The organism is Streptomyces filipinensis (genome assembly GCF_014649495.1).
Taxonomy (GTDB): Bacteria; Actinomycetota; Actinomycetes; order Streptomycetales; family Streptomycetaceae; genus Streptomyces; species Streptomyces filipinensis.
Map to the genome: position 1 here is coordinate 130,205 of NZ_BMTD01000006.1, position 15,522 is coordinate 145,726.

Here is a 15,522-nt window from a genome sequence, read left to right on the forward strand (position 1 = left end):
GGCCGCCGTCCGCCCCACGCGGGGCGTGGTGGCTCGTCGCGCGGTTCCCCCGCGCCCCTTCGGGGCGTTCCCCGCCGCCGGCACCTCACTCGTACTCGGTGCCACCCTTGCGTGTCAGGTACGCCGGACTGACCGCCTTGGCGATGGCCCGACCGCCGGTCACCGCGCTGTGCCGCTCGACCGCGGGACGTACGACCACGCCCTCCCGCAGATGCAGCCCCCGTCCGGACACCGTCTCGTGCCCGCTCGCGAACTCCAGCACGCGCTCGATGTCGTACGGCCCGGCGTACAGCCGGGGCACCACCGGCAGCTCCCCGTCCAGCACCTCCGCCGCGTCCAGCCAGCGCACGGCGCCGTCCACCTCCGCCGAGACGTCGAACGCCGCGTACCCCAGCGTGTCCCGCCGTCCGTCGGCGCCGTACGACAGGTCCTGCACCCCGGCGCCGTAGACCTCGCCGAAGATCCCGACCCGCCGCGCGCCCAGCCGCTCGCACAGCCGCGCCGCCACCTCGGCGACGCCGTGCCCGCGCACCGCCCGCCAGTACAGGTTCCGCGGATCCTCCCTCAGCGCCAGGGACCTGGCGCCGAAGCCCTTGGAGGAGACGTACACCCGCCCCTCGTCGGCCACATACGTCAACAGGCAGGCGGAGCCGTGGAGTTTCTCGGTCAGGACGACCGGCTCGCCCGGTGTGAAGACGTCCGGGTAGCGCTGGATGTTCTCGATGTCGACCCACGGGAGCAGATCCGGCGCCGGCTCGACCTCGCCGGCCATGGTCGGCGGGATCGGCGGCACCCACTTGGTGATGCCCAGCCGCTCGGCGAAGTCCGTCCCCTCGGCCGCCGCCCGCGCCAGGTCCACGTCCGCCAGCGCCTTCGGCCGGCACACGATGCCCTGCGACAGCTCGCCGCGCAGCCGCACCGCCTTGACCCGGTTGGCCTCGCCGCCCGCCAGCCGTCCGGTCAGGCCCAGCTCCTCGATCAGCGCGGGCGGGAGCACGGACTGCTCGGGCACGTAGACGGCGGCCTCACCGGTCCGGTAGGCGCCCTTGGCGACGACGGCCCGGTACAGGCCCACCTGGGCCAGTTCGAGCGCGTCGGCGTTCGGATGCTCGTGGACGGTCAGCACTTCGGCGGTGACCCGCAGGGTGGACATGGGACTCCCCGTGTTCATCGGTTCGGTTTCATCGCCTCCACTGTCCGGACGGGAAACGGCTGGAGCGAGCGGATTTGCCGGTGGTAGCGTCGGCCCCTTCTACAGCCCAGGCCCGCCCCGCGGGCCGAACGGGCCTCGGCGCCGCAGGCGTTCGTCCTCGCCCGGTGGCCTCGGCTGCGCGGACTCCCGCCGATGCGACCCGGCGGGTGACGAGTCGCCGTTCACCCGGTGGGACCGGGACCCCGTGTGCCCTACGACGAGCGCTGGACCGACCCGTACCGGGCCAGCCCCTCCGCCACCAACTCGGCGTTGGAGACCGCCCGTCGGCCGTCCGGCAGGAACAGCGTGTCCTCCAGGCCGATCCGTGTGGCGAGGCCCAGCCGGCCGGCCAGCCGCAGCACCGGCCAGGTGCCGCCCTCCTCGCCGTGCAGCAGCACCGGGCGGCCGAACGCCTCGCCCAGGCCGGCCAGCAGGGCCCGCGCCGAGGCCTCGGCGCTCGCCGGGTCCGGGTCGGTCACCTCCGCCAGGACCCGCAGCACCCTCGGCCCGAGCGGCGAGGCGGTGAACCGGGCCGCGCCGTCGGTGCCGGACCAGATGCCCGCCTCGACGCCCACGCCCCTGCCGAGCAGCTGCTCGGCGACCGCTTCGGCGCCCGGCTCATGCCAGTTGACGGAGGCGAAGTCGGGCAGCACCGTCCAGGAACGCACCCGTGCGAGCCGGGCCGCCGGATCGGGTTCCGCCCAGGCGCCGGTGGTCACCCCGACCGGCACGGACACCCGCGCCCGGATCGCCTCCAGCGCCGGTGCGAGCACCCTCGGGGAGAGACTGTCGTGGCCGCACGGCGTCTTGGGATGGACATGGACCGAGGTGGCTCCGGCCGTCACGGCATCCGCCGCGGAACGAGCCAGGTCCTGGGGCGACAGCGGTACGCTCACGCCGTCCGCCGCGCAGCGGCTCCCGTTCAGACACACCTGCACCATGCCTCGATGGTGCCAGCCGCCGCGGACAAGGGTCCCGGCCGCCGCACGACAGGGGGCGCGGCATCCCCTACGCACCCCCCGGAACAACCCCCCGTTGGAACACCACCGCTCAGGCCGACATCAGCAGCCGCTCCCGCCGCGCGTACTCCAGCGCTCGCGCGGTGAGCACGGGACGCGGGACGAGTATCCCGCATTCCGTGCAGACCGGGCCGGACGACGGCTCGTGGTCCAGACCGTACCGCCAGATCAGACGGTCACCCTCGCACACCGGGCATCCCGAGCCCGGTTCCCGCTCCAGGGCGGCGATCAGCCGGCGCAGCACCTCCGCCAGCGCCTCGCCGGGGTGGATGCGCGGGTCGTCGCACCAGGCGACCCCGAAGCCGCCCCAGGTCAGCCGGTGCCAGTCGTCCACGCTGCCCGGCCTGCGCAGCCCGTCGTGCTTCTCCTTCCTGCGCCGCTCGGTGAAATCGGTCTCGTAGGCGAGCCAGACGGAACGGGCCTCCTCCAGTTCCTCCAGCGCGGCCACGAGCCGCACCGGGTCGGGGGAGCGGTCCTCGGGACCGAAGCCCGCCCGGGAGCACAGATGGTCCCAGGTCGCCCGATGCCCGTAAGGGGCGAACTTCTCAAGGCACTTGCGCAGCGAGTACCGCCGCAGTGCCAGATCGCAGCCCGGATCGCGTACCTGTCTCGCCAGACTCCGGAAACCGGCCATCGCCCTGCACCTCCGTCACACCTGCACCTGTACTTCGGTCACTTCGGCGTCGTCGCACGGACGTCGCCGAATAGACGTATCGACAGGCGAATCGGCTCCATCTCTTCTCGTGATCCTGCTTGTGCACTCCGGAAAGTGACGCATGCTCATCTTTAATCCTGGGGATACCGGCGGTAACGTTCGGCCACCCTTGTCGCTAGGAGCCGCCATGCCACGGCGAACCCCACGTACCGCCTTCGTCAGACTGAGAACGTCCCGCCGCTTCACCGGGTTCCTGAAGTCCGCGTCGATATGCGTCCTCGTCGCCGGACTTCTCTCTCCCCTCACCCAGACCCCGGCCGCCGCCGACGCCACCGCGTCGAACGACTACTGCGGCGGCCAGTGCTCGGACATCCTGCCGCCCGGCGAGAACGGCAACGCGACCCTCGCGCAGATCCTGCTCAACCAGGCCTTCGGCACCCAGCCCGCGCACGCCGAGGACCAGCTCGGCCCGTACGCCGGCCTCGCCACCGGTTACCCCGGCCTGACCGATGCGAAGATCAACTCCTTCTTCGACGACGCCTCGTTCGGCGTCCCGTCCGACCAGGTCGCCTCCAGCGAGAAACCGGGCGGGCGCGGCGACGTGACGATCGTCCGGGACAAGAAGACCGGTGTGCCGCACATCACAGGGACCACCCGGTACGGCACGGAGTACGGCGCGGGCTACGCCGCCGCCGAGGACCGGCTGTGGCTGATGGACGTCTTCCGGCACGTCGGCCGCGGCCAGCTGACCTCCTTCGCCGGCGGCGCCGCCGCCAATCAGGGCCTGGAGCAGCAGTTCTACCGCAACGCGCCCTACACCGAGGCCGACCTCCAGGCGCAGATCGACAACGCGGTGGCGAAGAACGGCGCCCGCGGCCAGCAGGCCCTCGGCGACGTCAAGGCCTACCTCGACGGTGTCAACGCCTACATCGACGCCTCCGACAGCGGCCGTTACTTCCCCGGCGAGTACGACCTGACCGGCCACAAGGACCCGATCACCAATTCCGGCACCATCGAGCACTTCAAGGTCACCGACCTCGTGGCGCTGGCCTCCGTGATCGGCTCGCTGTTCGGCTCCGGCGGCGGCGGCGAGGTCAGCAACGCCCTCTCCCTGATCGCCGCCCAGTCCAAGTACGGCGTCGAGGAGGGCACCAGGGTCTGGGAGTCCTTCCGGGAGCGCAACGACCCCGAGGCCGCCCTGACCGTCCACGACGGCGAGAGCTTCCCGTACGCCACCAAACCCGCCGACGCCAAGGGCGAGGCGCTGCCCGACCCCGGCTCGGTCACCGAGGAACCGCTGGTCTACGACCGTACGGGCAGCGCCGCCACCGCGGCCGCCAGGAGCACCTCGGCCGGCGCCGCGAAGACCACGCTCGGCTCGGCCAAGCGGGGCATGTCCAACGCGCTCGTGGTCGGCGGAAAGTACACCGCCAGCGGCCATCCGATCGCCGTCTTCGGGCCGCAGACCGGCTACTTCGCCCCGCAGCTGCTCATGCTCCAGGAGATCCAGGGCCCGGGCATCAGCGCCCGCGGCGCCTCCTTCGCGGGTCTGGGCATGTACGTCGAACTCGGCCGCGGCCAGGACTACTCCTGGAGCGCGACCACCTCCGGCCAGGACATCATCGACACCTACGCCGTCGAACTGTGCCAGGACGACTACCACTACCTCTACCACGGCACCTGTACGGCGATGGACAAGATCGAGCAGAAGAACTCCTGGTCGCCGACCATGGCGGACAGCACGCCGGCGGGGTCGTACACCATGCGGGTCTGGCGCACGAAGTACGGCCCGGTGGAGTACCGCGCGACCGTCGGCGGCAAGAAGGTCGCCTACACCTCGCTGCGCTCCTCCTACCTGCACGAGGCCGACTCGATCATCGGCTTCCAGATGCTGAACGACCCCGGCTACGTCAAGGGCCCGAAGGACTTCCAGAGCGCGGCCCAGCACATCAACTACACCTTCAACTGGTTCTACGCCGACTCCCAGCACACCGCGTACTACAACAGCGGTGACAACCCGGTCCGGGCCGACGGCGTCGACGCCGAGTTCCCGGTCTGGGCGCAGCCGGCGTACGAGTGGCGGAACTGGGACCCGGCCGGCAACACCGCCGACTACACCCCGGCCTCCGCGCACCCGAACTCCATCGACCAGGACTACTACGTCTCCTGGAACAACAAGCAGGCCGAGGACTACACGACCGCGTCCTGGGGCGACGGGTCCGTGCACCGCGGCAACCTGCTGCAGGACCGGGTGAAGAAGCTGGTCGCGGCGGGCGGGGTGACCCGCGCGAAGCTGGTGCAGGCCATGGCGGACGCGGCCCTCGCCGACCTGCGGGCCGAGGACGTGCTGCCCAAGCTGCTCAAGGTGATCAACTCCTCGCCGGTGACCGACTCCACGGCCGCCGACGCGGTGAAGAAGCTGCAGGCCTGGGTGACCGCGGGCGCCAAGCGCACGGAGACGTCCGCCGGTTCGAAGACGTACGCCGACGCCGACGCGATCCGCATCCTCGACGCCTGGTGGCCGCAGCTCGTCAAGGCCGAGTTCGAGCCCGGTCTCGGCAGCGGCCTGTACACCGCGTTCACCAACGACATCCCCGTGGACGAGGCACCGTCCGCCGGGCACGGCCCGACCGGCTCGCACGCCGGAAGCTCCTTCCAGTACGGCTGGTGGAGCTATGTCGACAAGGACATCCGGGCCGTTCTCGGTGAGAACGTGCAGGGCGGGCTCGCCGGGAAGTACTGCGGCGGCGGCAGTCTCGGCGCCTGCAGGGACGTTCTGATCAGCACGCTGAAGCAGGCGGCCCAGGCGACCGCCGCCCAGGTCTACCCGGGCGACGACCAGTGCTCGGCCGGCGACCAGTGGTGCGCCGACTCGATCGTCCAGCGCACCCTGGGCGGCATCAAGCACGGCAAGATCAGCTGGCAGAACCGGCCGACGTTCCAGCAGGTGGTGGAGTACACCTCGCACCGGTGAGCCGACCGGCTGACGCGGGCGGCGGGTCAGGTGACACGGCCCGCCGCCAGCAACAGCCGGGCGAGTTCGGGGTGCAGGATGTCGCTGTGCGCCCCGGTCGGCGGACCCCCGCGCCGGACCACGGCCGCCGCGTCGACGTTCACGCACCCCGACGCCGGCAGCGGTCCGGCCAGGGCCGCCGCGAGGTCCAGTCGGCGGGTCCCCGGCACCGCCTGCACCCCGTCGTGGCCCATCGCGCCCCACCGCGGTCCCAGCACGGCCGCGATCTCACTGCCCGCGCAGGAGCGGTCGTCCCCGGCCAGCCGGGAGGCCAGCGGATAGAACGTGCCGAGGGCCGCGTCGAAGTGCGAGTGGCAGCACACCAGGGGCCCGTCGATCCGCCGTTGCCGGTCCTTGAGCGTGCCCGCCTTGCCGGGGTCCTGCGGCAGCCCGTCGGCGAACGCGTAGTGCGAGAAGGCCCCCTGCAGCAGGGTCACGGACTTCACCGCACGCACTCCGTCGGGCAGCCCGCGCAGCGCGAACGACACCAGCCGCCCGCCGAAGCTGTGCCCGGTCAGATGCACCCGCAGCCCGGGCGCCGCCTGCGCCAACTGCCCGATCACCGGCCCGAGCCCGTGCTCGCCGACCGTTCCGGCGCGCCGTTTCATCGTGTAGTACGCCGCTTGCCGCAGCAGCTCCTTGGCCCCCTCCCAGGGGTTCGGGATGCTGAACCCGGCCGGTGCGCCCGACGACCGGACCGCGGCGAGCGCCTCGGCGAACGCGGCGCAGACGGTCACCGGGTCCCCGGTGAACACGGCCGGCTCGCCCTCCTCCCCGGCGTCGGCCACACCGGGCGGCTCCGCGTCCACCAGCAGCCGCACCAGCCGCCCGAACTCCGTCAACCCCTCGGTGCCGTCCGGCCGTTCGTCCAGCATCCGGGCCAGTTGGTCGATCACGGACGCCCGGTCCGGGAAGGTGCTCAGCAGCGCGCGCCGGGTGTCCTTGTCCAGCGCCGGCGTCGGTGCGGCCTCCGCCGCCGTGGCCGCCGCCGACTTCGGGAAGTCGGGGATCGGCTCGTCGCTGAACCGCATCGACGGCCAGATCACGCCCACGTACCCGAGGCGGCCCCGCGGGGCGAGCGCCGGGAACGGCGCGTAGAAACGGCGGTAGAGCGCGGTCGCGGCCGAGCGGTCGTCGTTCCAGCCGTGTGCGAAGACGACCAGGTCACGGACGCCGTGCTCCGTGACCTGTGTCAGCAGACGGTCGCGTTCGGGGCCCTCCACGTCCCCGTCCGCGTCGAAGGTCAGCTCCCAGTAGGGAGTCACGCTCATCCCAGGATCCGCCATGTCAGGCTCCCTCGTCCCCCCTGAAACGATGCGTTGCGGACGTATCGTCCTGCTCGGGGGCAAGGTTGGCCATACACCGCGCCTCACCTGTAGAGGAGATATTCCTTTCGGATCCGCCGGAAGGCGGTCAGCTCCTCCTGCCAGGCGCCGGTCACCTCGTCGGTGTCCGCCCCGGCGTCGATCATCGTGCGCACCCGGGCGGAACCCGTGAGCTTGTCGATCCAGTTGTCCGGGCGCCACGCGAAGCCGCCCCAGGCCTTGCGGACGGTCACCAGCAGCGCGACACCGGTGCGCACGGGGTCGTAGGCGGCCCGGTCGGCCACATGGATCTGCACCCCGCCGACCGTCTTGCCCTGGAACTTGGAGAAGGTGGGCGCGAAGTAGGCCTCCCTGAACCGCACCCCCGGCAGCCCGAGTCCGTTCACGGCGGCGGCCCACCGGCCGTCGAGGCCCTCGGCGCCGAGCAGTTCGAAGGGCCTGGTCGTGCCCCGCCCCTCCGAGACGTTCGTGCCCTCGAACATGCAGGTGCCGGAGTAGACGAGGGCCGTGTCCGGGGTCGGCATGTTCGGGCTCGGCGGCACCCACGGCAGCGCGGAGGCGTCGTACCAGTCCGACCGCTTCCACCCGGTCATCAGGACCGTGTCCAGCGCGACCGGCTTGCTCAGGAACTCCCCGTTGAACAGCCGCGCCAGCTCCGCGACGGTCATCCCGTGCGCCTGTGCGACGGGCTGCCGGCCGACGAAGGTCGCGAACTCCTTGTGCAGGACCGGCCCCTGGGCCTCGCGGCCGGTCACCGGATTGGGCCGGTCGAGGACGACGAACCGCTTGCCCGCGAGCTGCGCGGCTTCCATGCAGTCGTAGAGCGTCCAGATGTACGTGTAGAAACGCGCCCCGACGTCCTGGATGTCGAAGACGATCGTGTCGACACCGGAGGTGGTGAAGATGTCGGCGAGCGGCTTGCCGCTCTTCAGGTACGTGTCGTAGACCGGCAGGCCGGTCGCGGGGTCGTCGTAGCGGCCCTCCGAGCCGCCGGCCTGGGCGGTGCCGCGGAAGCCGTGCTCGGGTCCGAAGACCGCCGTCAGCCTGACGCGGGGGTCCTTGTGCATCACGTCGACGATGTGGCTGGTGTCCGTGGTGATGCCGGTGGGGTTGGTGACGATGCCGACCCGCCGGCCCTGCAGCAGGGAGTAGCCGTCGGCCGCGAGTCTGTCGAAGCCGGTGCGCAGGGCTTCGCGGTGTCCGGGGGTGGCCGGAAGGGCGGCCACCGTCGCCGATGTGAGGAGGTTGCGTCGGGACAGGTCCATGGCTGGAGGTTGGTGCCGTGGCCCTTCCTTCACACATACCGACCGGTTAGTCTGACCCGGTCAGAGCCGATGCGCGTCGCGCGAAGTCGTGTCGAAGGAGACCGATGGTGGAAGCCGTGCAGGATGCGGGAGTGGTCGTCACCGGGGCCGGCGGTGGGATCGGGGCCGCGCTGGCCCGGCGGTTCGCCGCCGAGGGAGCCCGGGTCGTCGTGAACGACCTGGACGCCGAGAAGGCCAAGGCGGTGGCCGAGGAGATCGGCGGGATCGCGGTGCCGGGCGACGCCTCCGCGATCGTCGGCGACGCCCGGGACGCGCTCGGCGGCACGGTCGACGTCTACTGCGCCAACGCCGGTGTCGCCTTCGAGGACGGGGGCGCGGGCGGCCCGCTCGACGAGAAGTCCTGGGCGGCGTCCTGGGACGTGAACGTCATGGCGCACGTCCGGGCGGCCCACGCGCTGCTGCCCGGCTGGCTGGAGCGGGGCGCCGGGCGGTTCGTGTCCACGGTGTCGGCGGCCGGACTGCTCACCATGATCGGCGCACCCTCCTACAGCGTCACCAAGCACGGCGCCCTGGCCTTCGCCGAGTGGCTGTCGCTGACCTACCGCCACCGGGGTCTGAAGGTGCACGCGATCTGCCCGCAGGGCGTGCGGACGGACATGCTGGCCGCGACCGGCAGCGCGGGCGACCTGGTGCTCCAGCCGACCGCGATCGAGCCGGCGGCCGTCGCCGACGCCCTGTTCCGGGGCATCGAGGAGGACCGCTTCCTGATCCTGCCGCACCCCGAGGTGGCCGAGTACTACCAGGCGCGTGCCACCGAGCCGGACCGCTGGCTGGACGGCATGAACCACCTCCAGCGCCGGTGGGAGGAGGCCCGGTGAGCGCCGCCCGGTACACGGACCGGCCCTGGCTGGCCCTGCTCGACGACGCCCAGCGCGGTCCGGTCGACCCCGCCGACTCCCTCGTGCACGCCCTGCGGGCCGCCGTCGCCGAGGCGCCCGACCGCACCTTCCTCGCCTACTTCGACGCCCGGCTCAGCTACCGCGAGGCGGACGAGCTGAGCGACTCCGTCGCCGCCCACCTCGCCGCACGCGGGCTGGCGCGCGGCGACCGGGTGGCGGTGCTGCTGCAGAACACCCCGCACTTCGTGCTCGCCGTCCTCGGCGCCTGGAAGGCCGGCGCGACCGTCGTCCCGGTCAACCCCATGTACAAGTCGGGCGAGGTCGGGCATGTCCTGCGGGACGGCGAGGTGGCCGCGCTGGTCTGCTCCGACCGGGCCTGGGAGTCGTATCTGCGCGCCACGGCCGCCGACTCGCCCGTGCGGATCGTCCTCACCGCGTGCGAGCTGGACTTCCAGACGCGCAACGACGCGCGCGTGCTCGGTTTCGAGCGGCTGCCGCAGGCGCCGGACGCCGACGACCTCGTGGCCGTCGCCCGCCAGGGCGGCAAGGCCCCCGAGGGTGGCGTCCCCGGCCCGGACGACGTCGCGCTGATCAGCTACACCTCCGGCACCAGCGGCACACCCAAGGGCGCCACCAACACCCACGGCAACATCATGCACAACGCCGAGCGGCAGCGGACCGGGCTCGCGCTGCCCGAGGCGCCCGTCTACTACGCGCTCGCGCCGCTGTTCCACATCACCGGCATGGTGTGCCAGTTCGCGGCCTGTCTGAACAGCGCGGGCACCCTGGTGCTCACCTACCGCTTCGAGCCCGCACTCGTCCTGGAGGCCTTCGCCGAGCACCGCCCGCACTACACGGTCGGCCCCTCCACCGCCTACATGGCGCTCGCCGCCCACCCGGACGCCGGCCCCGCGCACTTCGCCTCCTTCGTGAACCTGTCCTCCGGCGGCGCGCCCGTGCCGCCGGCCCTGGTGGAGAGGTTCCGCGACCGCTTCGGGCCGTACATCCGCGTCGGCTACGGCCTCACCGAGTGCTCCGGCCCCTGCGCCGCCGTCCCGCCCGGCCTGGAAGCGCCCGTGGACCCGGTCTCCGGGACGCTGTCGGTGGGCGTGCCCGGCGCCGACACGCTCGTCAGGATCGTGGACGAGGAGGGCGCGGAGGTGCCCTTCGGGGAGCAGGGCGAGATCGTCGTACGCGGGCCCCAGGTCATCCCCGGATACTGGCGGCGCCCGGACGCGACCGCCGAGACCTTCCCGGCGGGCGAGCTGCGCACCGGTGACATCGGCTTCATGGACGCCCAGGGCTGGCTGTACGTCGTGGACCGCAAGAAGGACATGATCAACGCGTCCGGCTTCAAGGTGTGGCCCCGTGAGGTCGAGGACGTGCTGTACACCCACCCGGCGGTGCGCGAGGCGGCCGTCGTCGGTGTCCCCGACGGCTATCGTGGCGAGACCGTCAAGGCCTATATCAGTCTGCGTCCGGGCGCCGACGCGGCCCCGGACGAACTCGCGGTGTACTGCAAGGAGAGACTGGCCGCGTACAAGTACCCGCGCCAGGTGGAGATCCTGCCCGACCTGCCCAAGACGGCGAGTGGGAAGATCCTCCGTCGGGAACTGCGTTCCCGCGCGCACGACAACAGCAACGCCGGTCAGTAGGCGAAGAGGAAAGGCAGGTGGCGGCAGTGCCCAGGACGACGGACGGGGACGGGACGCCCGTTCCGCAGCGGCTGCTGGCCGCCGCCACCCGGCTCTTCGCCGAGCGCGGGTACGACCGCACCTCGGTGCAGGAGATCGTGGAGGCGGCCGGTGTCACCAAGGGGGCGCTGTACCACTACTTCGGCTCCAAGGACGACCTCCTGCACGAGGTGTACGCGCGCGTGCTGCGTGTCCAGCAGGAGCGGCTCGACCACTTCGCCGGCATGGACGCCCCGGTGGACCAGCGGCTCAGAGGCGCCGCGGCGGACGTGGTCGTCACGACGATCGAGAACCTCGACGACGCGATGATCTTCTTCCGGTCCATGCACCATCTCAGCCCGGAGAAGAACAAGCAGGTCCGCGCCGAGCGCCGGCGCTACCACGAACGGTTCCGCGCGCTCATCGAGGAGGGCCAGAAGGAGGGCGTCTTCTCCACGGCGACGCCGGCCGACCTGGTCGTGGACTACCACTTCGGTTCCGTCCACCACCTGTCCACCTGGTACCGCCCCGACGGCCCCCTCACCCCCCAGCAGGTCGCCGACCACCTCGCCGACCTGCTGCTGCGGGCGCTGCGGCCGTGACGGCAACCGGGTGAGGGGCGGTCGCCCAGGGCGACCGCCCCTCACCCGCGCTCTCCTACAGGTACTTCTTCAGCTCCCGCCGCGCCAGTGACCGCTGGTGCACCTCGTCCGGGCCGTCGGCGAGCATCAGGGTGCGGGCGCTCGCGTACAGCTCGGCCAGCGGGAAGTCCTGGCTCACGCCACCCGCGCCGTGCAGCTGGATCGCGCGGTCCAGGATGCCGACCACCGCGCGCGGTGTGGCGATCTTGATGGCCTGGATCTCCGTGTGGGCGCCCTTGTTGCCGACGGTGTCCATCAGCCAGGCCGTCTTCAGCACCAGCAGGCGCAGCTGTTCGACGGTGACCCGGGCGTCGGCGATCCAGTTCTGGACCACTCCCTGCTGGGCGAGGGCCTTGCCGAAGGCCGTCCGGGACACCGCCCGCCGGCACATCAGCTCGATCGCCCGCTCGGCCATGCCGATCAGCCGCATGCAGTGGTGGATACGGCCGGGGCCGAGGCGTGCCTGGGCGATGGCGAAGCCGCCGCCCTCCTCGCCGATCAGGTTGCTGACCGGCACCCGCGCGTGGTCGAAGACCACCTCGGCGTGGCCGCCGTGGGAGTGGTCCTCGTAGCCGAAGACCTGCATCGCGCGCCGGATGGTGACGCCCGGCGTGTCGCGCGGCACCAGGACCATCGACTGCTGCCGGCGGATGTCGGCGCCGTCCGGGTCCGTCTTGCCCATCACGATGAAGATCGCGCACTCCGGGTTCATCGCGCCGGAGATGTACCACTTGCGGCCGGTGATGACGTACTCGTCGCCGTCCCGCTCGATGTGCGTGGTGATGTTGGTGGCGTCCGAGGAGGCCACCTCCGGCTCGGTCATCGCGAACGCCGAGCGGATCTCCCCGGCCAGCAGCGGCTCCAGCCACTGCTTCTTCTGCTGCTCGTTGCCGAACTGCGCCAGCACCTCCATGTTCCCGGTGTCCGGCGCCGCGCAGTTCGTCGCGGTGGGCGCGAGATGCGGGGAGCGGCCGGTGATCTCGGCGAGCGGCGCGTACTGGAGGTTCGTCAGCCCGGCGCCGTGCTCGGCGTCGGGAAGGAAGAGGTTCCACAGGCCCTGCCTGCGGGCCTCGGCCTTCAGCTCCGCCACCACGGCCGGGGTGTCCCACGGGGAGGCCAGCGCGGCACGCTGCTCCTCCGCCACCGCCTCCGCCGGGTACACGTGCTCGTCCATGAAGGCCAGGAGCCTGGCGCGGAGTTCCTCGGTGCGGGCGTCGAACGCGAAGTCCATGACCGGTCAGCCTTCCTGAAGAGTGGTCAGTCCGTGGTCGATGAAGACGGGGACGAGGTCGCCGATCCGGTCGAAGCCCTGTCCGACCGTCTGGCCGAGGGTGTACCGGTAGTGGATCCCCTCCAGGATCACGGCGAGCTTGAACCAGGCGAACGCCTCGTACCAGGCGACGGCCGAGACGTCACGGCCCGAGCGTGCGGCGTAGCGCTCGATCAGCTCCTGCGGGGAGGGGTGCCCCGGTGCCTCGGCGGTCGTGGAGACGGGGGAATCGGGCATGCCGAGCGGGCGGCTGTACATCACCAGCAGGCCCAGGTCGGTCAGCGGATCGCCGAGGGTCGACATCTCCCAGTCGAGGATCGCCTTGATCGTGTCGTCGTCGCCGATCAGGACGTTGTCGAGCCGGTAGTCGCCGTGGACGACGGCCGGGGCGGGCGAGACGGGCAGGGACCGGCCGAGCGCCGCGTGCAGTTCGTCGATGCCGCCCAGCTCACGGTTGCGGGAGGCGTCCAGCTGCTTGCCCCAGCGGCGCAGCTGCCGGTCCAGGAAGCCCTCGGGCCGGCCGAAGTCCGCAAGGCCCACCCCGGCGGGGTCGACCGCGTGCAGCTCGACCAGCGTGTCCACCAGGGACAGCACCGCGTTCCGGGTGCGCTCGGCACCCAGGGGGGCGAGCTGCTGGGCGGTGCGGTAGGGGGTGCCGTCGACGAACTCCATCACGTAGAACGGCGCCCCGAGCACCTCCTCGTCCTCGCACAGCACCACCGGACGCGGCACCGGTACGGAGGTCGGGTGCAGGGCGCTGATCACACGGTGCTCGCGCTTCATGTCGTGCGCGGTGGCCAGGACATGGCCGAGCGGGGGCCGGCGCACGACCCACTTCGAGGTGCCGTCGGAGACCGCGTAGGTGAGGTTCGACCGTCCGCCCTCGATCAGCCGGCCGGTCAGGGGGCCGGTCACCAGACCGGGGCGCTCGCGCTGCAGCAGGGCACGCAGCCGGTCCAGGTCGAGTCCGGGCGGGTGGTCGGCGCTCATACATCACTCCTACGAACGGGTGAACAGGACCCGACCCATGATGCCGACCGGTCGGTATGTCGTCCAGTGTGTCTGCCCAAGAGGAGGTGAAACGTGACCGGAGCCACGATAAGGCCGACGGCTCCCCGGTGCGCCGCCCGGGGAGCCGCCGGCCCGTGCTGTGCGGTCGGTCAGTGGTCGTCCCAGTGACCTTCGTGCTCGGCGTGCCGGTGTCCGTCGTGCAGATAGTCGACATGGTCGCCGTGCGGCACCTGGGCGTGTCCGCACTCGTCGTAGTGCACGTGCTCGTGGCCCTCGTGGACGGTGTGCCCGGCCGGCTCGCACTCGTCCCAGTGGCCGTCGTGCTCGCGGTGCAGGTGCCCGTCGTGCGCGTAGTCCAGGTGGTCGCCGTGCGCCACGGCGTTGTGCCCGCAGCCCGGACCGTGGCTGTGCGTGCCGTGTGCGGTGTGTTCCTGGTGAAGGGTGGTCATGGTGCTCACCTTCGGTACGGATGGCGGGGTACGGGGGTGTGCGGCGGGGTACGGAGGTGTGGCGACGGACAGGCTACGCGCGCGAACGGCGCATATCGGTACATACCGGTTGCGTGGCGCACGAGTACCCCGGAGGGTCTAGGGCATGAAGGCCATCAGCTACCGCCACTACGGCGGCCCCGACGTGCTGGAGTACGGCGAGGTGCGCGACCCGAAGGTCGGCCCGGACCAGGTGCTGGTCAAGGTTCGCGCGGCGGCCGTCAACCCGGTCGACTGGAAGTGCCGGGAGGGCCATCTCGACGCGGTTCTCGACGCGGTCTTCCCAGTGATCCCCGGCTGGGACGTCAGCGGGGTCGTCGTCCGGCCCGGCGCCGCGGTCACGGAGTTCGCCGCCGGCGACGAGGTCATCGGCTACTGCCGCGAGGACTTCCTGTCCCGCGGCACCTTCGCCGAGTACGTCGCCGCGCCCGTGCGCACGCTGGCCCGCAAGCCGCGCACCCTGTCCTTCGAGGAGGCCGCCGGCCTCCCGCTCGCCGGCCTCACCGCCTACCAGGTGCTCGTCGGGGCGCTGGAGGTCGGGCGAGGCGAGACCCTGCTGGTGCACGCGGCGGCCGGCGGGGTCGGCTCGCTCGCCGTCCAGATCGCCGCCCACCTCGGCGCCCGGGTCATCGGTACGGCGAGCGAGTCGAACCACGCGTACGTGCGCGGTCTCGGCGGCGAGCCGGTGACCTACGGCGAGGGCCTAGCCGGGCGGGTGCGCGGGCTCGCCCCGCAGGGCGTGGACGCGGTCTTCGACACCGTCGGCGGCGACACCCTGAAGACCTCGGCGAACCTGCTCGCCCCGGAGGGCCGGCTGGCCTCGATCGCCGACCCGGAGGTGGTGGGCTACGGCGGGCGCTACTGCTTCGTCCGCCCGGACCCCGAGGACCTCGCCGAGCTGGTCCGGCTGGCCGAGGCGGGGGTGGTCTCCGTGCACGTCCAGGAGAGCTTCCCGCTGGAGCGGACGGCGGACGCGCACCGGCTGAACCAGGAGGGCCGCACCCGGGGGAAGATCGTGGTCACGGTGGACCGGGAGTCCGAAGAGGGCGCGGCGGGCGCGGCGGGCTAGCC

The 15,522-nt window shown here is 72.0% G+C and carries 13 protein-coding genes; 5 read left to right on the forward strand and 8 right to left on the reverse strand.

The features are described 5' to 3' along the window. Nucleotides 1–85: 85 nt before the first annotated feature. The 3 genes from IE244_RS16015 to IE244_RS16025 form a co-directional block, all read right to left on the reverse strand. Nucleotides 86–1,153, reverse strand: a complete 1,068-nt coding sequence (locus tag IE244_RS16015; protein ID WP_191874199.1) for an RNA ligase (ATP) — start codon at nt 1,151–1,153, stop codon at nt 86–88. Between the two features lie 251 nt (nt 1,154–1,404). After that, complete coding sequence (locus tag IE244_RS16020; protein ID WP_191874200.1) at nt 1,405–2,133, reverse strand: 3-keto-5-aminohexanoate cleavage protein; 729 nt, start codon at nt 2,131–2,133, stop codon at nt 1,405–1,407. 109 nt (nt 2,134–2,242) lie between these two features. After that, the gene (locus tag IE244_RS16025; RefSeq protein ID WP_191874201.1) at nt 2,243–2,845 is read right to left on the reverse strand and encodes a hypothetical protein; all 603 of its coding nucleotides are present in this window, start codon (nt 2,843–2,845) and stop codon (nt 2,243–2,245) included. Nucleotides 2,846–3,053: 208 nt separating this feature from the next. Here IE244_RS16025 and IE244_RS16030 point away from each other — a divergent pair, with 208 nt between their 5' ends. Continuing rightward, on the forward strand, nt 3,054–5,840 hold the full coding sequence (locus IE244_RS16030) for a penicillin acylase family protein (protein WP_191874202.1): 2,787 nt from the start codon (nt 3,054–3,056) through the stop codon (nt 5,838–5,840). Nucleotides 5,841–5,866: 26 nt separating this feature from the next. On the opposite strand, the gene IE244_RS16035 is transcribed toward IE244_RS16030, so the two are convergent. Next, nucleotides 5,867–7,165 carry a serine-threonine protein kinase gene (locus IE244_RS16035; RefSeq protein ID WP_191874203.1) on the reverse strand — a complete coding sequence of 433 codons (1,299 nt, stop codon included), beginning with the start codon at nt 7,163–7,165 and terminating at the stop codon, nt 5,867–5,869. Between the two features lie 83 nt (nt 7,166–7,248). Then, the gene (locus tag IE244_RS16040) at nt 7,249–8,469 is read right to left on the reverse strand and encodes an exo-beta-N-acetylmuramidase NamZ family protein (protein ID WP_191874204.1); all 1,221 of its coding nucleotides are present in this window, start codon (nt 8,467–8,469) and stop codon (nt 7,249–7,251) included. Between the two features lie 104 nt (nt 8,470–8,573). On the opposite strand from IE244_RS16040, the gene IE244_RS16045 reads away from it, so the two are divergent. From IE244_RS16045 to IE244_RS16055, 3 genes are read left to right on the forward strand one after another with little or no spacing between them, the layout of a single operon-like run. Next, nucleotides 8,574–9,347, forward strand: coding sequence for an SDR family oxidoreductase (locus tag IE244_RS16045; protein WP_191874205.1), 774 nt, complete (start codon nt 8,574–8,576; stop codon nt 9,345–9,347). Further along, a complete protein-coding gene (locus IE244_RS16050) occupies nt 9,344–11,023 on the forward strand; it encodes a class I adenylate-forming enzyme family protein (RefSeq protein ID WP_191874206.1) in 1,680 nt (559 codons plus the stop codon). Before IE244_RS16045 ends, IE244_RS16050 begins: the two co-directional genes overlap by 4 nt. Before the next feature lie 26 nt (nt 11,024–11,049). Continuing rightward, complete coding sequence (locus tag IE244_RS16055; protein WP_191874207.1) at nt 11,050–11,643, forward strand: TetR/AcrR family transcriptional regulator; 594 nt, start codon at nt 11,050–11,052, stop codon at nt 11,641–11,643. 55 nt (nt 11,644–11,698) lie between these two features. On the opposite strand, the gene IE244_RS16060 is transcribed toward IE244_RS16055, so the two are convergent. The 3 genes from IE244_RS16060 to IE244_RS16070 form a co-directional block, all read right to left on the reverse strand. Further along, nucleotides 11,699–12,913 carry an acyl-CoA dehydrogenase family protein gene (locus tag IE244_RS16060; protein WP_191874208.1) on the reverse strand — a complete coding sequence of 405 codons (1,215 nt, stop codon included), beginning with the start codon at nt 12,911–12,913 and terminating at the stop codon, nt 11,699–11,701. Between the two features lie 6 nt (nt 12,914–12,919). Then, a complete protein-coding gene (locus IE244_RS16065; RefSeq protein ID WP_191874209.1) occupies nt 12,920–13,942 on the reverse strand; it encodes a phosphotransferase family protein in 1,023 nt (340 codons plus the stop codon). Nucleotides 13,943–14,112: 170 nt separating this feature from the next. Further along, the gene (locus IE244_RS16070; protein WP_191874210.1) at nt 14,113–14,412 is read right to left on the reverse strand and encodes a hypothetical protein; all 300 of its coding nucleotides are present in this window, start codon (nt 14,410–14,412) and stop codon (nt 14,113–14,115) included. Nucleotides 14,413–14,557: 145 nt separating this feature from the next. Between IE244_RS16070 and IE244_RS16075 the strand changes: the two genes are divergently transcribed. Next, entirely contained in the window at nt 14,558–15,520 is a 963-nt protein-coding gene (locus tag IE244_RS16075) for an NADP-dependent oxidoreductase (protein ID WP_191874211.1), read from the forward strand. Nucleotides 15,521–15,522: the final 2 nt, after the last annotated feature.